Raw genomic sequence first — 18,367 nt, forward strand, 5'->3', positions numbered from 1 at the left:
CCGCGCGCCGCGCGGGTTCTCAGTCGACGGCGAGGGCCTCGACGGGAGCAACTCGCGTCGCAAGGCGCGTGGGGGTCGCAGCCGCTACCAGGGTCAGTACGGCTGTCGCGATGACGATCACGACGATGGGCACCCACGGCACCGCCGGTGCCACGAGCCCAGCGGTCGCTTCGAAGTCCGGGGGCATTCGCACCGATCCGAGCAGCGACTGCGCCGCGATCCACCCGTACAGGACCCCCAGAACGAGGCCCGTGGCAGTCGCCGTGATCGTCACGTGCAGCGCCTCCAGCAGGATCATCTGCCGCACCTGCCGATTCGACAGGCCGATGGCTCGCAGCAGCCCGAGCTCCCGCCGCCTCTGCACCACACCAATCGTCAGCAGATTCACGAGCCCGACTCCGGCGATGACCGCCGAGATTCCGACCAGCACCATCATGACCGCCGCAAAACTGTCCATGATCACTGCGAACTGCGCATCGAGTTCACCGCCAGCAGCCTTCACCAGCAGTACCTTCACCGACTCCAGCGCCACGGCAAACATCGTCACCAGCGTCACACCCATCACCACGCCGATGGCCATGCGGCTCGAACGCTCCGGATACCGCAGGGCGTTCTCGGCCGCGAGCCTCGCTGTCGCCGAGCGGCCGAACAGTTGTCCTACCAGTCGCAGCAATGGCGGCATCACCAGCACCGCCCCGATTGACAGGCCGGTGAACGAGAGCAGTCCGCCTAGGAACGCAATAACGACGCCGAGCGGCGTGGCCAGACCCACCAGGATTCCGAAGACGAGCAGCGCGGCGCCGGAGATCAGCAACAGCAGAGCCCCGACGTGCCGCGTGGGGCGTGCCGCAGCATCCTCATGCGAACGCTCAACGGATCCACCGATCGCCTGCAACGGCGTCACCGCGAGCACGCGGCGCGAACCACTCCACGCGGCCGCCCACGTCGTCAGCGCGACGCCGACCGCCGGGATGAAGATCGCCGGCTGAGTCATCGTGAACTCCGACACTTCGCCGAGGAATCTGTCCGCGATGTACACACCGGATGCCGCGAGCAGCAGGCCAACGATCAGCCCCTGCACCGCTCCGATCACGCCGACGACAAGCCCCTGCCGCGCCACTTCTGCCCGCTGCGAGCGCGCGCTCGCTCCGATCAGCCGCATCAGAGCGATGCGTCGGGTGCGGCCGGCGATGATCGTTGAGAAGGTGTTCGCCGTAACGATCGCCGCAACGTAGAGCGCCACTCCGATAAGCAGCACGGTGAGGATCGAGACGACCACGGCAAGCGTGCCACTGTCGCCGATGTAGGGATCCGACTTCAGCATTACGCCGATGTACGCGGTGGCTTCGACGAGCACAACGCCGAAGCCTGACGAGAGTGCGGCAACGAGAATGCTGGCACCCATCCCCCGATCGCGCAGCCAGCCGAACCGCGGGCCGGTGGCCGTCGACTCGGGAACGAACGTGGCGACCGCGCTCATGCTGCCACCTCTGCGGCGAGCATGTATGCCGAGATCTCCTCGGCGCTCTGTCGCGGATGATCGGCGACGATCCGGCCGTCGCCGAGGAAGAGCACCCGGTCGGCGTGGCTCGCGGCGATCGCGTCGTGTGTGACCATCGCGATCGACTGGCCGTGCTCCCGGCTCGCCGTGGCGAGTAGTTGCAGCACCTCCCGGCCTGTTGCCGAGTCGAGGTTTCCGGTCGGCTCATCGGCGAAGACGAGGTCGGGGGCAGTCGCGAGCGCGCGCGCGATTGCCACGCGCTGCTGCTGACCACCGGAGAGCTGATGCGGGCGGTGACCGAGCCGGGTCGCGAGTCCGAGCCGCTCGATGAGACCGTCGATCCGGGCGCGCTCAATCGCTGTGGGCCGACGCCCATCGAGCTCGAACGGCAGCAAGATGTTGCCGAGGGCATCGAGGGTCGGCACCAGGTTGAAAGCCTGGAAGATGAAGCCGACCCGGCGACGTCGGAGGATGGTCAAATCAAGGTCGTTGAGGCCGGTGATGTCGGTGTCGCCGATCCAGGCGCGCCCCTCGGTCGGAGCATCCAGCCCGGCCATGATGTGCATGAGCGTGGACTTGCCAGAGCCAGATGGACCCATGATCGCCGTGAACTGTCCGCGACGGATACCGACGCTGATGTCGTCGAGAGCCGTGACTGTGCCTTCGCCTGCGCCATAGGACTTGGTCAGGTGCTGGACGCGGGCTGCGAGCCCGAGGTCGCTGGTCGTGATCTCCATACCTACGACGTTACGAAGAGCGGATGCTCCGCACATCGCCCGCGCGTAGCATCCGCCTACATCCCAAGGATGATCCGCGAGACTTCGCCCGTGTCATCCGAACGCGCGTTCTCGGTGACATACGCGAAGTTTCGCGAGACTTATCAGAGCAGCGGGCGAGGGTCGAATGTGACCCGGATGCGGGTGATCAGGCCGTTTTCGACGTGACTCCAGTTCACGGTCGGCACCACAGCGCCGTTCTTGGCGACGAGGTCGAACCAGGTCATGGCATCCTGCCCCTCGACCACGCGCGCGTGCAGCACGAGGTCGTCCATGACCCCTTCCGCCATGCCGCGCAGCCCTGCGATGCATTCGTCGGCACCGTGCGCTGATCCGAGTACCCCGGCGAATTCGACGTCGTCAGCGAGCACCGTCCGCAACAGGTCGAAGTCGCGGTCACGCCATGCATCGAAATAGATCGTCGCCGCACGGCTGGTCGCCTCCGCGCCGGTCACAGGGTCACCGTCCAGGCGCGCGTCGAGACGCCGACGCCGTTCCAGGCGTTGATGACGACGATGAGTGAGACGAGCGCTCCCAGTTCTTCTGGGGAAAACACCGTCGCAGCGGTTGTCCATGCCTCATCAGGCACGTGTGTCTCGGACAATCGCGTCATGCTCTCTGTCAGCGTGAGAGCGGCACGTTCCCGCCTGGTGAACAGCGCGGACTCCGGCCAGACTGCCACGGCCGCCAGTCGGCGCGGATGCTCGCCCCTCGTCGACGCGTCAGACGTATGCAAGTCGACGCAGTAACTGCAGCCGTTCAGCTGTGAGGCACGGATGCGGACGAGTTCGCGCAGCAGCGGCTCAATGCCCGCCTCGTCCAGCTCGCGCGTCGCGGCCGCATCGAGCGCGGCGAGCACCTTGGAGAAATGCGGGGCGACGGTATCGAAGTCAAGGCGCGTGAGGATGCCAATGGGATCAGTGTTCATACCTACAGCCTCACTGCCGCTACCATCATCTGTCCAACAGCTTGTTCTGATCTGTACCATCTGTTTAAGATATGGAACTTCATCAGTTGCGCTATGCCCTTGCCGTGGTCGATGCCGGCTCCTTCACCGCGGCCGCCGATGCCGTCCACGTCAGCCAGTCCGGCATCAGCGCTCAGGTGCAGAAACTTGAGCGCGAACTAGGCGTCGCACTATTCGATCGATCCACCCGTCGGGTCACACTCACCCCAGAAGGCGAGCGCCTGATTCCCACGTTCCGCGCCGCACTCAACGCAGTCGGCGAGGTGCGCACGGCTGCCGACGACCTACGCGGTCTCGTCACGGGGTCACTGCGGGTGGGGACGGTGACCGGACTCGGATGGTCGCGGTTCTTCGATGCACTCGCCCAGTTGCACCAAGATCATCCAGGCATCGATATTCGCGTGAATGAGGGCACGTCCGACGACATCCTCGCAGCGGTGCGCCGCGGTGAGAGCGATCTTGCAATCGCGGCCTGGACCGGCGAGCAACCCGAAGGGCTGCAGTCGACCATCGTGTTCGACGACGCCCTCGTCGCCGTCGTCGCGCCTGAGCATCCGTGGGCGTCTCGCCGTAGCATCCGCGTGGCCGAGCTCGTTGACGCCGACCTGATCACTCTGCCTGCGGGGACCGGTGTCCGCGCTGCGCTCGACGCGATACTGCCCGCATCGGCTCCGCGCTGGGAAGTGTCCACGCCGTCCTTCGTGGAGATGCTCGCGGTGCGCGGACTCGGGGTCGGAATCGTCAGCGAAACGACCGCGAGCGAGTGGAAGGGCGTCCGTGCCGTGCCGATCGATGCCCCTGCAGCGCGTTCACGCCTCGGCGTGGCGTGGCGCACCGGCCCAACGCACGCCACTCGTGCGCTGCTGGGCAGGCTGCTGCCCGAAAATCAGAGCCCTCAACTCGACTAAACCCCTGTGGGCAGGGCACCAGCGCTCGTGCGGCCCGGTCGCCTCCTACGCCAGCCCGTGCTCGAAGGCGAAGACCACCAGTTGCACGCGGTCGCGCAGTGTGAGCTTGGCGAGGATCCGGCTGATGTGCGTCTTCACGGTCGCCTCGCTGAGAAACTCCCGTCCCGCGATCTCGGCGTTCGACAGGCCACGGGCGGCGAGCGCGAAGATCTCCTGCTCTCGACCGGTGAGCGCGGAGAATCGCGCGGGCACCGGCTTCGTCTGCTCGGTGAAGTGCGCGAACAGCTCGCGGGTGGCGGATGCCGCGATCACGTTCGACCCGGAATCGACAGTGCGGATCGCCGCGAGCAGGAACTCGGGTTCGGCATCCTTCAACAGGAACCCGCTCGCACCCTGACGAATGGCTCGTGCCGCAGCTTCATCCAGATCGAACGTCGTGAGCATCACGACCTTTGGCGCGTCCGGCGCCTTGAGAAGTTCTGCGGTCGCGGTCAACCCATCCATCACCGGCATCCGAATATCCATGAGGACGACATCCGGCGTCGACTGCGCGACCGCGGCGAGCGCCTCCTGCCCGTTGCCCGCCTCCGCGACGACTTCCATGTCGGGCTGGGATGAGATCAGCATCCGGATGCCAGCACGGAACAGCGCCTGGTCATCGACGAGTAGTACGCGGATCATGCGTTTCCTTCCGAAACGTCGAAACCGTCTGATGAGGCTCCGATCGGTAATGTTCCCCGAACGACGAACTCGTCGCCGTCGCGCGCAGCGGTGAGTGAACCGCCGATGAGCTGCGCGCGCTCGCGCATACCGACCAGGCCGTGCCCGCCGGGCGCTCCCGGCGCCGCAGGGGCGACGGCGTTGCGCACCTCGAGATCGACGCGGTCAGATAGCCACGCCAGTCGCACGTCGACGACAGCTCTCGCGCCGCCCGCACCATGCCTGATCGCGTTCGTCAACGCTTCCTGCAGGATGCGATACACCGCGAGTTGGATCGCCCCCGGCGGCTCCCCCGGCGGCATCGGATCGACGGTGACGCGCGGTTCCAGCCCGGCCTGCCGCACGTGTGCGAACAGCTGCTCGACGTCGGCGATGGTGGGCTGGGGTCCGTCGCCCTGGCGGTGGCGTAGCTGTGTGAGCAGCATCCGCACATCCGACAGCGCCGAGCGTGCGGTCTGCGCAATCGTGCCGAGCGCTTCGGTGGCAACCTGAGGATCGGATGCTGCGGCATAGCGCGCCCCGTCAGATTGAGCCACGATCACCGCCAGCGAATGCGCGACGATGTCGTGCATGTCGCGTGCGATGCGCACCCGCTCCTGTTCTTCCGCTGCAGAGAGCTCGGCGATCGACTGCGCCTCGCGGCTGGCACGCCAGCGCAGCACCATACGCCACCCGAAGCCTCCGAACCAGGGCGAGCCGAGCGCAAGGACGCTCATGACGCCGAGCAGCACGAAGGTGGTGATCCTGCCGGTGAGTCCGGATGCGGTCAGGCCGCTGACTAACACGACGTATGCGGCAGCGATGATGCCGCCGACGAAAGAAGAAGCAAGCCCCGCCCAGAAGACGCGCGTCGTCCCCCATGCAGCAGTGGCGTACAGCACCCCCAGGATCGCGAGGTTGATCGGCAGCGGGCCGAGACCCCCCGCCATCTGCACGATGGCTCCAGCCCACGCGGCGATGAGCGCGATACCCGGCGCAAGTCGTCCGATCGCGACGGCGCCGAACTGCAGCAACCCTGCGATGACCAGGGCGATAATGCCGACGGCCTCAGTCATTGTCGTGCTGAGGTTTCCGGACCCGTAGAACGCCAGCGAGGTCGGCGTCAGCACCCCAAACAGCACGACCGCCCCGACAATGTCGAGGACGAGCGAGGTGCGAGACAGCGGACGGATCACCCTCTCACGCTACGCGAGCGTGCGCCCACCGGCATCCGCCGGAAGATGTATCCGCGAAACTTCACGTGTGTCACGTTCTCTGCCCGGTTTCGTGACATTCACGAAGTCTCGCGAGCACAGATCACGCGCGGGCACAGATCACGCGCGAGCGATGATCTCGCCGTGCGGCAGGAGATACCAGCCGTCTCCGTCGTCCGCCCAGGCACGCCACGCGGTGCTGATGCGCTGGAGGTCTGCGCCGGTCGCCATCTTGCTGTCGACGAGTTGGCGTGCGAGCGCTGATTCGAGGATGCGGTCGGCCCACATGCCGCCCCACCATGCGCGCTCCTCTGGCGTCGCATAGCACCAGGTGGATGCTGTCGCCGTGACGGCTTCGAACCCCGCAGCCCGAGCCCACGAGAGTAGTCGGCGTCCGGCATCCGGTTCCCCGCCGTTCGCGCGCGCCGCAGCCCGGTACAGCCGCAGCCACTCGTCGAGTTCGGGCAGCAGCGGGAACCAAACGAAGCCGGCATAATCGGCGTCGCGCGCAGCGACGATTCCGCCGGGCTTCGTGACCCGTCGCATCTCGCGCAGCGCCTGCACCGGATCAGCGACATGCTGCAGCACCTGGTGCGTGTGCACGATGTCGAAAGAGTTGTCAGCGAAGCTCAGCGCGTGCACGTCTTCGATCGAGAAGTCGATGTTCGCCGCGCCCGACTCAGCGGCGAGCTTCTGCGAGAGTGCCAGCTCGGCCGGTCCGATCTCGGTCGCGGTGACCTGGGCGACGTGCTGTGCGAACTCGACCGTGATCGTGCCCGGTCCCGCACCGACGTCGAGAAGTCGCGCATCAGCATTCAGGTGCGGGCGAAGGTACTCCGCCGAGTTCGCGATCGTCCGGTTGCTGTGCGAGCGCAGCACGGACTCGTGGTGTCCGTGGGTGTAGTTCGCCATCCCTCCAGCATCCCACGCCCCTTGCTACCCCTTCCCACCCTTGCGACCCCTGCGACCCCTTGCGAGTGGGCGCGCGTGGCTGCATTTCCGGCAAAAGTGGAGCCACAAACACCCACTCGCAAGGGGTTTTTAGAGCAGGCGGCGGACGGCCTCGCGGTCGGGCTTGCCGGATGCCAAGGTGGCGATCTCGTCGACGATCACCAGGCGCGCGGGACGCGCGGGCTTGCCCAACTCTGCAGCGACGACCTCGCGCGCATGCTCGAGCTGCTCGGCCTCGCTTCGGCGCAGCGCCGCTCCGCGCGCGGCAACGATCACAGATGCTTCGCCCCATCGCTCGTCCTCGACGCCGACAACCACAGCACCGGTGAGCCCCGGGATGCTGCGAACCAGCCGTTCGACACGATCGAGCGAAATGTTGACACCGCCGGACACGATCACATTGTCGGCCCGGCCATGCACGCGCACGACGCCGTCCTCGACGATGCCGAGGTCGCCAGTGCGATACCAGCGGATGCCGTGCTCATCGCGCACGAAAGTGCGCGCTGTGAGGCCGGGGTCACCGAGGTATCCATCGGCGAGCATGGGGCCGGCGATACGCAACTCCCCCTCGACAGTCTTCACAGCAACGGTCTCCAGCGGGATGCCGTCGTACACGCATCCGCCGCTCGTCTCGGTCGAACCGTAGGTGCGCACAAGACGTGCGCCCATCTCCGCCGCGCGCTCGCGCACGGGCTCAGGCAACGCCTGCCCGCCGACGAGAATCGCTTGGTATGCCTGGAGTGCGGCGAGTACCGTCGAGTCTTCCTCCGCCGCTTCGAGAAGTGTCGACACCTGAGCGGGCACGAGCGAAGTGAACAGCTGCTCGGTGCCGGTACGAAGCATTGGCAGCGTCGCCTCGGCGAAGGACCGAGGCGAGAATCCGCCGTCCAGCGTCACTGGTGTCGTGCCCGAGAGAATTGATCTGACCAGCACCTGGAGCCCTGCGACGTATCCGGCGGGAAGTGCGAGCAGCCAGCGGCCTGTCCCGATCCGGCTCGCAGTCGCCTCGGCGCCGGCACGCAACGCCTCGGCACTCACGACCACTCGTTTGGGGATGCCACTTGATCCCGAGGTACCGATCACCGCGGCCGTGCCGTCAGCGACGGTGTCTGGCCGATCACCCAGCATCCCGAGCCCGAGGGCCGGCCCGCCGTCCAGTGCCCCCCTCAGCGCACCCAACAAGGCAAGTGGATCTTCCCCGTCCGTCGAAATCAGCGCGCGAGACTTCGCGTGTGTGCTGTTTTCGGGGTCAATCTGGGACATAAGTGAAGTCTCGCGAGCTGTGTGAGGGGGTGTGGTCAGAAGTGGTACGGGAAAGGGGACCAGTCGGGATCGCGCTTCTCCAGGAAGGAGTCGCGGCCCTCGACCGCTTCGTCGGTGCCGTAGGCCAGGCGCGTCGCCTCGCCCGCGAACACCTGTTGGCCCATCATCCCGTCATCGACCGCGTTGAACGCGAACTTCAGCATGCGGATCGCCGTCGGCGACTTCGTCAGCACGGTGCGCGCCATCTTCAGCGCCTCGCGTTCGAGCTCCTCGTGCGGCACGACGCGGTTCACCGAACCCATCTCATATGCGCGCTGCGCGGAATACTCCTCGGCCAGGAAGAACACCTCACGGGCAATCTTCTGCCCGGTCTGGCGCGCCATATATGCCGAGCCGTATCCGGCGTCGAAGCTGCCGACGTCGGCATCTGTCTGCTTGAACTTGCCGTGCTCGGCGGATGCGATCGACAGGTCGCAGACGATGTGCAGCGAGTGCCCGCCGCCGGCCGCCCAGCCGGGAATCACAGCGATGACGACCTTCGGCATGAAGCGGATCAGCCGCTGCACCTCGAGAATGTGCAGGCGTCCGGCGCGAGCCGGGTTGGCGACCGCAGTCTCGTCCTCGGAATACTTGTAGCCGTCGCGTCCGCGGATGCGCTGGTCGCCACCCGAGCAGAACGCCCAGCCGCCGTCCTTCGCGCTCGGGCCGTTGCCGGTGAGCAGCACTGCGCCGATCTTCGGATCCTGCCGCGCGATGTCGAGTGCCCGATACAGCTCGTCGACCGTGTGCGGGCGGAAGGCGTTGCGTACCTCCGGCCGGTTGAACGCGATGCGGGCGACACCGCCATCGACAGAGACGTGCGCGGTGATGTCGGTGTAGTCCTCGGCGCCGGGCGCAAGCACCCATTCCGCAGGATCGAAAAGCTCGGAGACCATGAGCCCAGCCTATGCCTGGAGTGCCGCGCGGCGTGCCTTGCGCCAGCCGTCGATGATGTCCCAGACTGCGATTCCGACGGCAGTGAAACCGGTCAGCACTGCCAGAATGCGCAACACGTTCTCATCGACTGCGCCAGTGAAGGCGAACTCTACGAAGTCAGAGTTGATCAGCTGACCGCGACCGAGAAGTGTCAGCCACCAGCTCACGAACAACACGGCGAGGGCGGTGTTGAAGATCGCGAATCCGCGGTTCCAGCGCTTGTGCCCATACACAGCGATGGCGAGCGCTGATTCCGCTGCCAAGAGCACGAAGAGTCCCGCGATCCACCACGGCCACAGCTCCGGGTTAAGGATGGGGATGTGCTCGCCGCCAGTGGGGAAGAATCCGCGGAAGTGATCCCAGAGCACCGCGCCGGTGACGATCACCAGATACGTCAGCGAGGCGATGAGTTCAGCGCGTGGCGCCTCTTTCACCTGCGGCTCCGGAAGCTGGTCCACGTTCCAACGCACCCCGGTGTCTGCCCCGGTGCGCTCCAGCACGGCGAACACCAGCGTTACCCAGAAGGCGATGTGCATGGCGACGCTGAGCCCGATTCCGATGGCCGACCCGATTATCTCGCCGATGGTCGCGCCCGCAATCGCCTGTCCGAGCGCGACAGCACCGGTGACCGAGACAGGAACAATGATCAGCAGCAGCTTCAGCAGTCGCCACCAGGTGAGGTAGTAGCGCGGGCCGATCAGGTGCAGCGGGCGGTCGGCGAATCCTGCGGCGAGCGCGGCCGGATCGCCGAGTTCCGTGAGCACGGTGCGCTCGGCATCCTCTTGTGTTCGCCCCTGCTCGAGACGCGCGTCGACGGCATCCGCGATGGATGCTTCGAGCTCAGTACGCACGTCATCCTGCGCGGCGGGATTCAAAGACTTTGTGACGGCGGCGATGTATCGCTCGGTGAGTGTGGAGGTCATTTCAGTTCTCCTCTGTGCCTGAAGTTGTGGAGGTGAGCGTGGCGATCGCAGCAGTGAGCGCGAGCCAGTCCTGGGTGAGTGTGTCGGCGAGCCGGATGCCAGCGTCTGAGGTGCGATAGAACTTGCGGGGGCGCGCTTCTTCGGTGTTCCACTCGCTGGTGAGGTACTCCTGCTTCTCCAGACGGCGAAGCAGCGGGTACAACGTGTTGGCGTCGGTGGCGAAGCCGCGGCGCCCGAGTTCTTCGAGCAGCGCGTAGCCGTAGCCAGGACTCCGCAGCAACTGCAGGCACGCGAGCACCACCGTGCCGCGCCGCAGTTCCTGCAGATGCGTATCGAGCGTCTCGTTCATGTTCACCACATTACTGTGTCTCACACACTATAGTCAATGGCACATTAATATCAGACCGCTGATCCGATCGACTAACGTCGATCACATGCATGTGCACCTCACCCGAATCGACCCTTTCGACGACGCAGCCGTGGACACCTGGTGGGAGATCTACGCGACCGCCGAGCGTGCCGATCGCGGAGCAGACACCCCGGTGTGGACGCTCGAGGAATCACGCCTCGAACTGCAGCAGCGTACCGACACGATCGAGCGACGCGCGTACCTTGCGCGCATCGACGGTGAAGTCGTCGCATCCGCCCGGCTCGCCCTGCCACTGCGTGACAATGTGCGTAGCGCCAGCATCGGCGTGCATGTCACACCAGCGCTGCGACGACGCGGAATCGGCAGCGCCGTGCTGGCATTACTGGAAGGCGACGCACAAGCCGCCAGGCGCAGCATCCTGAACGGCGAGACATCCTGGCCGTATGCCGCGGGCGTTGACGGTGCGGGGATTCCGGGCCGCGAGTTCGCCCGACGCCACGGATACGCACTCGCGCTCGGCGACGTGCAGAGCCGGCTCCGACTGCCCGTCGACGCTGCGCTACTCGATGGGCTCGAGACCGATGCATCCGCACACTCCGCCGGTTACACACTGCGCTCGTGGGTCGGCCCCGTGCCGGAGGAGGTCGTCGCCGAATGGGCCGAGTTGGATGCCTCGATCGACACGGAAGCGCCAGTCGGCGAACTCGATCTCGAAGCCCGCACTGCCAACGTCGCCGATGTGCGCGAGACCGAGGCCCTGCTCGTCCAGCAGAATCGCACCAGCTACAGCACAATCGCTCTGGATGCCGCCGGTCGAGCCGTCGCTTACACGCAGCTCGTCGTATCCGGGGATGATGGGAACGCGTACCAGTGGGGCACGCTGGTGCACCGCGCCGCGCGCGGACACCGACTCGGCACCGCCGTGAAGATCGCCAACCTGCGGATGCTGCAGACCCACGCCCCCACCGTGACCTCGGTCTATACCTACAACGCCGGAGTGAACGAGCACATGCTCGCTATCAACACGCACCTCGGCTTCGCCCCGTCCGAGCGCATGGGCGAGCTCCAGAAGCGTTTGACCTGACTGGCGGCCCGATTCCCAGACAGGCCCGCGGCGCCACGGCGTGTCGGCCGTATGACACGCCGCGCTGATCACTCTGCATCTGGGATTCGGCACTCCGCGAGTGCATGATGGGGACATGAACGTCCCGCTCGCAGAGTTGCTCGGTACCGCCCGCGTCGTCGCATTGCCGATGACCACCCGATTCCGCGGTGTCGACGTGCGTGAGGCGTTACTGTTCGAGGGGCCTGAGGGGTGGGCCGAGTTCTCGCCGTTCGTCGAATATGCGGATGCCGAGGCATCCGTCTGGCTCGCCGCGGCGATCGACTACGCCTGGAATGCGCAACCCGCGCCGCTGCGCGACCGCATCCCCGTCAACGCCACCGTGCCTGCCGTCGATGCCGCCCATGTTGCCGAGGTATTGGCGCGCTTTCCTGGATGCCGCACAGCCAAGGTCAAGGTCGCAGAGCCCGGCCAGCACCTGAGCGACGACGTCGCTCGCGTGCACGCCGCGCGCGACGCGGTGGGGCCGGAGGGGCGCGTGCGCATCGATGCCAACGGTGCGTGGAATGTCGACGAGGCCGAACGGGCCCTCCACGCTCTCGCCGAGTACGACCTCGAATACGCCGAGCAGCCATGCGCCACCGTCGACGAGCTCGCCGAATTGCGCGCACGCGTGAAGTACATGGGCATCCCGATCGCCGCTGACGAAAGCGTCCGCAAGGCGGAGGACCCGATCGCTGTCGCCCGCGCCGGCGCCGCCGACCTCATCGTGATCAAGGCGCAGCCGCTCGGTGGCATTCGCCGGGCCCTCCGCATCGTCGCAGAATCAGGGCTTCCGGCAGTGGTCTCCAGCGCGTTGGACACCGCCGTCGGGCTCAGCCAGGGCGCAACCCTTGCCGCGAGCCTTCCGCAGCTCGACTTCGACTGCGGCCTCGGAACCGGGGCATTGTTCGTCGAGAACGTCGCCGACCTCTCACCTGTCGACGGTGCGATTCCCGTCGGCCGTGTGACACCAGATGCGGCGCGACTCGATCGCCTCGCGGCACCCGATGATCGTCGAGACTGGTGGCTCGAGCGGCTGAGCCGCTGCCACGCGCTCCTGTAGTGAGCGGCGCTGTAGCGAGCGGTCTTGTAGCGAGCGGCGCTCGCCGCCTCCGCCCCGTGCAGATCAGTCCGCGACGACGATCAGCTTCACCAGTTCGCCCAGGGATTCACTGCCGGAATGCTGCAGCTGTGCAGCCGACTGCCGCTCGATCGCACCGTGTGCCATCGAGTGTTCCCAGACCATCATGAGAAGCCCCGCCGCAGTCGCGACATCAATGCGCAGCGCGAAGAGACCAGCATCGACGATGCCCTGAATGATCTGTTGGATGCTGGCGCGAAGCTCACGTTCCTGCAGCACGTACGCCGCACCGAACGCGTCATCGCGCAGTGCACGGATGCGAATCTCACTCATCATCAGGACGCTGAGACGATCATCCTCGCCGGACTCCATCACCCGCCGCACAAGGTCAATCGGGTCGGCGTCGTAGCTCAGCACTCCAGCTTCAACGAACTCGTCGATGCGCGAACGCACCAGCGCGAGCCGCCTCTCGGCGATGACCGATGTCAGCTGAAGGAACAGCTCATCCTTCGACTCGAAGTTCGAGTAGAAGGCGCCGCGCGTGAAGCCCGCGCGTTCGCAGATCGCCTCAACGCTCGCACCTTCGAGGCCCACTTCCGCGAACACTTGAGATGCGGCGTCCAGCAGGCGCGCACGCGTGTTCTCACGCCGTCTCGTCACGGGAACTGACATCGAATCCTCCTCTCCCCACCTTCACATCCGGCGCACAGATTCGCACGCACAACTCACCGTAGGATACACAGATGTATCGGATACATGCCTGTATCCATTCTGTCACCCCTCGTCTCGGAGGATTCTGTGTCCACACTCCTGTCGTCGCTCGGACGCTGGTCATTCGTGCACCCCTGGCGGGTACTCGTCGCCTGGCTGATCATCCTGGCCGCGGCCGGTGGCGGAGCCCTCGCGCTCAATCAGGGCACGGACAACTCGTTCAGCATCCCCGGCACTGAGTCACAGGACGGCCTGGAGCAACTCGCGCGTTCCTTCCCCCAGGTGAGCGGCACGAACGCGCAGTTCATCGTGGTCGCCGACGACGGCGATTCGATCACTGACGACGCCTACCGCGAGCCGATTGAGGATGCCGTCGACGAGCTCGCCGACCTCGACGGGGTGCTCGCGGTCACATCGCCCTACGACGAGATGATCACGGGCATGATCAACGAGAACGAGACGGCGGCCATCGTGCAGCTGCAGTTCGACGGTCAGTCCACCGACGTTTCCGACGAGACGAAGGACACGCTCACCGCAGCGGTTGATGCCCTGGCGACGGAGCTCCCAGAAGGATCGCAGCTCAAACTCGGTGGCGATCTCTTCGCCATCTCCATCCCCGGCGTGACGCTCACCGAAGCCGTCGGCCTCGTGATCGCACTACTCGTGCTGATCGTCACCTTCCGCTCGTTCGTGGTCGCAGGACTCCCCCTGTTGACCGCGATGCTCGGCGTCGGCATCTCGATGTGCGGCATCTTTGCCGCCACGGCCTTCGCGAGTGTGTCATCCACTACCCCGCTGCTCGCATTGATGCTGGGGATCGCCGTCGGCATCGACTACGCCCTGTTCATCATGGCCAGACACCAGGACCAGGTGCGCGAGGGCGTTGACCCGGAAGAGTCTGCGGCTCGCGCTGTCGGTACGGCCGGTTCCGCTGTGGTGTTCGCCGGCATCACTGTGCTCATCGCACTGATCGGGCTCGGCTTCGCCGGCATCCCGTTCCTGACGACCATGGGCATCGCGGCGTCCGTCGCCGTGGCGATCGCCGTCGCGATCGCGGTCACGCTGACTCCCGCCGTGCTCGGGTTCATGAAGGGACGGATCGTCGGACGCCCCAAGAAGGTGAAGGCCCCCAAGAAGGGCAAGGAAGCGAAGACCCGCCCCGGCCTGCCCCTCAATGGATCGATGGGCGAACGCTGGGTCGGCGGAGTGACGAAGCATCCGGTACTCACCTCGCTCGCCGTCGTCATCGGCCTCGGCATCGTCGCGATCCCCGCTCTCAGCCTCAACCTCGCACTGCCGAACGCCGGCGTGCTCGCCCACGACGACGAAGCCCGACAGAGCTACGACCTCGTCGCAGACGAATTCGGCCCTGGGTTCAACGGCCCTCTCGTCCTGACGGGCACGATCGTCACCTCGACCGATCCGCTGGCACTCATGGAAGATCTCGGCGATGCGGTCGCCGAAATCGACGGAGTGAAGGAAGTGGCCCTCGCCACGCCGAACGAGACCGCCGACACCGGCATCGTCCAGGTGATTCCGGAGACCGCACCGGATGACCCGGCAACCAGCGATCTCGTGCGCGAGATTCGTTCACACCACGATGAATGGCTCGAAGAGTTCGGCATCGATGTGAAGGTCACCGGCTTCACCGCTGTCGCGATCGACATCTCAGATCAGCTCGGCGGTGCGCTGCTGCCGTTCGGCATCTTCGTGATCGGTCTGTCGCTGATCCTGCTGACGATCGTGTTCCGCTCGCTCTGGGTGCCGATCACCGCAGCACTCGGGTACCTGCTCTCGATCATCGCCGCATTCGGCGTCGTCGGCGCGGTCTTCGAATGGGGCTGGCTCGCCGATGTCCTGCATGTCGCGAAGGTGGGGCCGATCATCAGCTTCATGCCGATCATCCTCATGGGCGTGCTGTTCGGGCTCGCGATGGACTACCAGGTGTTCCTCGTCTCCCGCATGCGCGAGGACTTCGTGCACGATGCCGATTCGAAATCGCCTGACCGCGCGGCTCGTCGGGCTGCCGCTCTCCGCGCCGTCCGCACGGGCTTTACCGGTTCAGCCAAGGTCGTCACGGCCGCAGGCCTCATCATGTTCGCCGTGTTCGTGGCGTTCGTGCCGGAGGGCGACTCCTCACTCAAACCGATCGCTCTCGGCCTCGCCGCCGGCATCGCGATCGATGCGTTCCTCGTGCGCATGACCCTCATCCCCGCTCTCATGGCGATCCTCGGCGAACGCGCGTGGCAGATCCCTGCCTGGCTGGAGAAGATCCTTCCGAGCGTAGACATCGAGGGCGCAGCCGTCGAACGCGAACGACACCTCGAGGCATGGCCTGGCGACGGCTCGATCGTCGCCGCGGACGACCTCGTGCTCAGCGCGGATGCTCCGGCCATCGAAGCAATCACGCTGCGCGTCGCCCCCGGCAAGGCTGTCGTCGTCACCGACCTCGATGCCCGCACGCGCCGTGCGCTCGCACTGGCAATCGCCGGCAGACTCACCCCCGATGCCGGCACGCTGCGCGTCGCAGGGCACCTGCTGCCAGGACGCGCCGCATGGGTGCGTGCTCACGTCGGCTGTGTACTGGTGGATGACGCGGATGCCGCGCTGCTCGATCTGCAGGAAGCGCTGCGCGGAAAGTCGAAGCTTGTTGTGATCGACGGCGTCGACCGCTTCACCGGCGCCCAGCGCGATCAGGCCACGGCGATGCTTCGGGATGCTGCGGCGTCTCGCCCGCTCGCCGTGTTCGCCACCGCATCCGATGCGGGTCTCGCCCGCATCATCCTGACGGAGGCCTCCTGGCCCGCCGCCGAGATACTCGACGCTTCGGCACGGCACAGCGCCGCTTCGACTGCTTCGACTGCTTCGACTTCGATTCACGACGATTCCTCTGAGGTGAACGCATGACCCTCTCGATTGAACGGGCTCGCTCCCGTAAGCCCATCTCCTGGCTGACACTGCTGGGTGTGCTGCTGCTGCCTGCCCTGATCGGCGGCGTCCTGGTCGCTGCCCTGCAGAACCCGACCGATCGACTCGACAGCATGACCGCTGCGATCGTCAACCTCGATGAGCCGGTCACGATCAATGATCAGTACACCCCGCTCGGACGCCAGCTCACCGCCGGGCTCGTGGAGGGCTCTGACGACCTGGACTCCAACCTCACCTGGGTGATCTCCAACGAGGCGGATGCCACTGCGGGCCTTGCCGACGGCAGTTACCAGGCCGTCATCACGATCCCCGCCGAGTTCTCGGCATCCGCCACGTCGGCGGGTCAGGCGATCTCTGACGGCGGAGGCACCGCCGAGCAAGCAGTGATCAACGTGACGACGCCGGATGACGGCCTCGTCGCGGACGATCTCATCACCGGGCAGATTGCGGATGCTGCGGCATCCACCATGGGGACGATGCTGTCGGAGGCGACCCTGGAGAACGTGCTGGTCGGCTTCACCACGATCGGCGACCAGATCGGTGAGGCGGCGTCCGGCGCGCTGGAGCTCGCGACTGGCGCTCGATCGGCAGCGGATGGCGCGGCTGAGCTTCCGGGCGGCGCCACGCAGATCGCGGACGGGGCGACGCAGCTCGCATCCGGCGCGACGGAGCTGGGTTCCGGCGCATCAGAGCTGTCGGCAGGGCTCGGCACCCTCTCGGCCAAGACTCGCGAGGCTGGCTCTGGGGCCAGCACGCTGGGGACAGGGCTGACGGATGGGGCGGCTGCGCTCGAGCAGAACGGGCTCGTCCCCGACGAACTGTTCTCCGCGGCGAACGGCGCCCAGCAGGCGACGGCCGGCGTCAAGAGCGGCATCGACGAGCTGGCCACGGGGCTGAGCGGACTGCAGGCCGCCTGCGTCGGCCGTGAAACGACCGACCCGGTGTGCGTGGGGCTTGCGCAGATCACCGGCTCGCTGCCCGAACTGCAGGGTGCTGCCGGGCAGGCAGCACAGGCCGCGGCCGGCACTGCCGGCGGGCTGACTGCCTTCGATACGGCGGCCTCACAGGAGCTCGCCGGGCAGATGCGCGCTGCGGGAACGGGTGCGACCACGCTGGCTGACGGTTTGGGTCAGCTTGCCGGCGGTATCGATCAGTCCGCCTCCGGCGCCGCAGCGCTCAGCAGCGGAGCAGGCTCGCTCAGCGGCGGCGCGAACTCGCTGAGTAGCGGAGCGACCGCTCTGGGCGAGGGCGCGAGCGAACTCGCCACCGGCCTCGACACTCTGGCGACAGGCACCGGAGACCTCGCCGGTGGGCTGCGGACGGCATCCGAGTCGCTCCCCTCGTTTGACGACGCGGAATCGACTTCTCTGGCATCCGTCATCGCCAACCCCGTGGCGTCGAACACTCAGGCAAACACGATCTTCGGTCCGACGGCTATTCCGCTGCTCGCGGCTGTGGTGCTGTGGTTCGGCGCTCTCGCGTCGTTCATCGTGATGCGCGCATACACCGCACGCACGCTGACCTCGCGTCGTTCGTCCGCTGCGCTGACACTCAAGGCCTTCGCGCCGGCAGCACTGATCGGGGCAGGACAGGGAGTGCTCGTGGCGGTGATCGTTCAGATCGTGGCTCAGTACGATGCCGCGGCATGGTGGCCTTTCGCCGGCACAGCCGTGCTGGCTGGCATCGCGTTCGCCGCAGTGAACCAGGCGCTCGTCGCACTGTTCGGCGGAATCGGACGTTGGGTGAGCGCGCTGGTCGGCGTCATCGCGGTGGCCACCGGCCTCATCTCGACGGTGCCAGGCTGGCTTGCCTCAATCGGCGGCGCGCTGCCGACCGCGCCGGCATTCACCGGGCTGATCGCCGCGAACGGTAGCGCAATCGCAGCCCTCATCGTGTGGGGCGTGCTGTCGATCGTCGTCACGACGATCGTGGTGGCGCTGCGTCGCACGACCTCGACGAAGGCGGTGCTCGCCACGGCGTAGCATCCGCTGCAGT

Annotated in this window: 17 protein-coding genes; 5 read left to right on the forward strand and 12 right to left on the reverse strand. The window is 66.4% G+C overall.

What is annotated here, in order from left to right; translation table 11 throughout:
* Nucleotides 1-19: 19 nt before the first annotated feature.
* The 4 genes from ACSU04_RS06935 to ACSU04_RS06950 all read right to left on the reverse strand — a co-directional run bounded on the left by ACSU04_RS06935 (nt 20) and on the right by ACSU04_RS06950 (nt 3,205).
* The gene (locus ACSU04_RS06935) at nt 20-1,480 is read right to left on the reverse strand and encodes an FtsX-like permease family protein (RefSeq protein WP_439288870.1); all 1,461 of its coding nucleotides are present in this window, start codon (nt 1,478-1,480) and stop codon (nt 20-22) included.
* Nucleotides 1,477-2,238, reverse strand: coding sequence for an ABC transporter ATP-binding protein (locus tag ACSU04_RS06940; protein WP_439288871.1), 762 nt, complete (start codon nt 2,236-2,238; stop codon nt 1,477-1,479). Before ACSU04_RS06940 ends, ACSU04_RS06935 begins: the two co-directional genes overlap by 4 nt.
* 143 nt (nt 2,239-2,381) lie before the next feature.
* Complete coding sequence (locus ACSU04_RS06945) at nt 2,382-2,732, reverse strand: nuclear transport factor 2 family protein (protein ID WP_439281371.1); 351 nt, start codon at nt 2,730-2,732, stop codon at nt 2,382-2,384.
* On the reverse strand, nt 2,729-3,205 hold the full coding sequence (locus ACSU04_RS06950) for a carboxymuconolactone decarboxylase family protein (protein ID WP_439281372.1): 477 nt from the start codon (nt 3,203-3,205) through the stop codon (nt 2,729-2,731). The genes ACSU04_RS06945 and ACSU04_RS06950 overlap by 4 nt, the downstream gene beginning before the upstream one ends.
* A 71-nt stretch (nt 3,206-3,276) precedes the next feature.
* On the opposite strand from ACSU04_RS06950, the gene ACSU04_RS06955 reads away from it, so the two are divergent.
* On the forward strand, nt 3,277-4,152 hold the full coding sequence (locus tag ACSU04_RS06955) for a LysR family transcriptional regulator (protein WP_439281373.1): 876 nt from the start codon (nt 3,277-3,279) through the stop codon (nt 4,150-4,152).
* Nucleotides 4,153-4,197: 45 nt separating this feature from the next.
* Here ACSU04_RS06955 and ACSU04_RS06960 read toward each other — a convergent pair whose 3' ends face one another.
* From ACSU04_RS06960 to ACSU04_RS06990, 7 genes are all read right to left on the reverse strand, one after another.
* Nucleotides 4,198-4,833 carry a response regulator gene (locus ACSU04_RS06960; protein WP_439281374.1) on the reverse strand — a complete coding sequence of 212 codons (636 nt, stop codon included), beginning with the start codon at nt 4,831-4,833 and terminating at the stop codon, nt 4,198-4,200.
* Complete coding sequence (locus tag ACSU04_RS06965; RefSeq protein ID WP_439288872.1) at nt 4,830-6,047, reverse strand: sensor histidine kinase; 1,218 nt, start codon at nt 6,045-6,047, stop codon at nt 4,830-4,832. The genes ACSU04_RS06960 and ACSU04_RS06965 overlap by 4 nt, the downstream gene beginning before the upstream one ends.
* Before the next feature lie 138 nt (nt 6,048-6,185).
* A complete protein-coding gene (locus ACSU04_RS06970; RefSeq protein ID WP_439288873.1) occupies nt 6,186-6,977 on the reverse strand; it encodes a class I SAM-dependent methyltransferase in 792 nt (263 codons plus the stop codon).
* Between the two features lie 129 nt (nt 6,978-7,106).
* Nucleotides 7,107-8,279: an AMP-binding protein gene (locus ACSU04_RS06975; protein WP_439288874.1), complete on the reverse strand. Its 1,173-nt coding sequence runs from the start codon at nt 8,277-8,279 to the stop codon at nt 7,107-7,109.
* Nucleotides 8,280-8,314: 35 nt separating this feature from the next.
* Nucleotides 8,315-9,214 carry a 1,4-dihydroxy-2-naphthoyl-CoA synthase gene (locus ACSU04_RS06980; protein ID WP_439281378.1) on the reverse strand — a complete coding sequence of 300 codons (900 nt, stop codon included), beginning with the start codon at nt 9,212-9,214 and terminating at the stop codon, nt 8,315-8,317.
* A 9-nt stretch (nt 9,215-9,223) separates the two neighbouring features.
* The gene (locus ACSU04_RS06985; protein ID WP_439288875.1) at nt 9,224-10,177 is read right to left on the reverse strand and encodes a permease prefix domain 1-containing protein; all 954 of its coding nucleotides are present in this window, start codon (nt 10,175-10,177) and stop codon (nt 9,224-9,226) included.
* A 1-nt stretch (nt 10,178) separates the two neighbouring features.
* On the reverse strand, nt 10,179-10,526 hold the full coding sequence (locus ACSU04_RS06990) for a PadR family transcriptional regulator (RefSeq protein WP_439281380.1): 348 nt from the start codon (nt 10,524-10,526) through the stop codon (nt 10,179-10,181).
* An 85-nt stretch (nt 10,527-10,611) separates the two neighbouring features.
* Here ACSU04_RS06990 and ACSU04_RS06995 point away from each other — a divergent pair, with 85 nt between their 5' ends.
* Together ACSU04_RS06995 and ACSU04_RS07000 are read left to right on the forward strand one after the other, a co-directional pair.
* Nucleotides 10,612-11,631, forward strand: coding sequence for a GNAT family N-acetyltransferase (locus ACSU04_RS06995; RefSeq protein ID WP_439288876.1), 1,020 nt, complete (start codon nt 10,612-10,614; stop codon nt 11,629-11,631).
* A 115-nt stretch (nt 11,632-11,746) separates the two neighbouring features.
* Nucleotides 11,747-12,715, forward strand: a complete 969-nt coding sequence (locus ACSU04_RS07000) for an o-succinylbenzoate synthase (RefSeq protein WP_439288877.1) — start codon at nt 11,747-11,749, stop codon at nt 12,713-12,715.
* Nucleotides 12,716-12,778: 63 nt separating this feature from the next.
* Here the strand turns inward: ACSU04_RS07000 and ACSU04_RS07005 are convergent, their stop codons facing one another.
* Nucleotides 12,779-13,405, reverse strand: coding sequence for a TetR/AcrR family transcriptional regulator (locus tag ACSU04_RS07005; RefSeq protein WP_439281383.1), 627 nt, complete (start codon nt 13,403-13,405; stop codon nt 12,779-12,781).
* 126 nt (nt 13,406-13,531) lie between these two features.
* On the opposite strand from ACSU04_RS07005, the gene ACSU04_RS07010 reads away from it, so the two are divergent.
* Both ACSU04_RS07010 and ACSU04_RS07015 read left to right on the forward strand, forming a co-directional pair.
* Complete coding sequence (locus ACSU04_RS07010; protein ID WP_439288878.1) at nt 13,532-16,351, forward strand: MMPL family transporter; 2,820 nt, start codon at nt 13,532-13,534, stop codon at nt 16,349-16,351.
* Entirely contained in the window at nt 16,348-18,354 is a 2,007-nt protein-coding gene (locus tag ACSU04_RS07015; protein ID WP_439288879.1) for a YhgE/Pip domain-containing protein, read from the forward strand. The genes ACSU04_RS07010 and ACSU04_RS07015 overlap by 4 nt, the downstream gene beginning before the upstream one ends.
* The last annotated feature ends 13 nt before the right edge of the window (nt 18,355-18,367 follow it).

The organism is Microbacterium sp. A84 (genome assembly GCF_051842815.1).
Lineage (GTDB): Bacteria > Actinomycetota > Actinomycetes > Actinomycetales > Microbacteriaceae > Microbacterium.

Coding starts and splice junctions, on each gene's coding strand:
- ACSU04_RS06935 (WP_439288870.1), bottom strand. CDS start 1,480: ATGAGCGCGGTCGCCACGTTCGTTCCCGAGTCGACGGCCACCGGCCCG.
- ACSU04_RS06940 (WP_439288871.1), bottom strand. CDS start 2,238: ATGGAGATCACGACCAGCGACCTCGGGCTCGCAGCCCGCGTCCAGCAC.
- ACSU04_RS06950 (WP_439281372.1), bottom strand. CDS start 3,205: ATGAACACTGATCCCATTGGCATCCTCACGCGCCTTGACTTCGATACC.
- ACSU04_RS06955 (WP_439281373.1), top strand. CDS start 3,277: ATGGAACTTCATCAGTTGCGCTATGCCCTTGCCGTGGTCGATGCCGGC.
- ACSU04_RS06960 (WP_439281374.1), bottom strand. CDS start 4,833: ATGATCCGCGTACTACTCGTCGATGACCAGGCGCTGTTCCGTGCTGGC.
- ACSU04_RS06970 (WP_439288873.1), bottom strand. CDS start 6,977: ATGGCGAACTACACCCACGGACACCACGAGTCCGTGCTGCGCTCGCAC.
- ACSU04_RS06975 (WP_439288874.1), bottom strand. CDS start 8,279: ATGTCCCAGATTGACCCCGAAAACAGCACACACGCGAAGTCTCGCGCG.
- ACSU04_RS06980 (WP_439281378.1), bottom strand. CDS start 9,214: ATGGTCTCCGAGCTTTTCGATCCTGCGGAATGGGTGCTTGCGCCCGGC.
- ACSU04_RS06985 (WP_439288875.1), bottom strand. CDS start 10,177: ATGACCTCCACACTCACCGAGCGATACATCGCCGCCGTCACAAAGTCT.
- ACSU04_RS06990 (WP_439281380.1), bottom strand. CDS start 10,526: ATGAACGAGACGCTCGATACGCATCTGCAGGAACTGCGGCGCGGCACG.
- ACSU04_RS06995 (WP_439288876.1), top strand. CDS start 10,612: ATGCATGTGCACCTCACCCGAATCGACCCTTTCGACGACGCAGCCGTG.
- ACSU04_RS07000 (WP_439288877.1), top strand. CDS start 11,747: ATGAACGTCCCGCTCGCAGAGTTGCTCGGTACCGCCCGCGTCGTCGCA.
- ACSU04_RS07005 (WP_439281383.1), bottom strand. CDS start 13,405: ATGTCAGTTCCCGTGACGAGACGGCGTGAGAACACGCGTGCGCGCCTG.
- ACSU04_RS07015 (WP_439288879.1), top strand. CDS start 16,348: ATGACCCTCTCGATTGAACGGGCTCGCTCCCGTAAGCCCATCTCCTGG.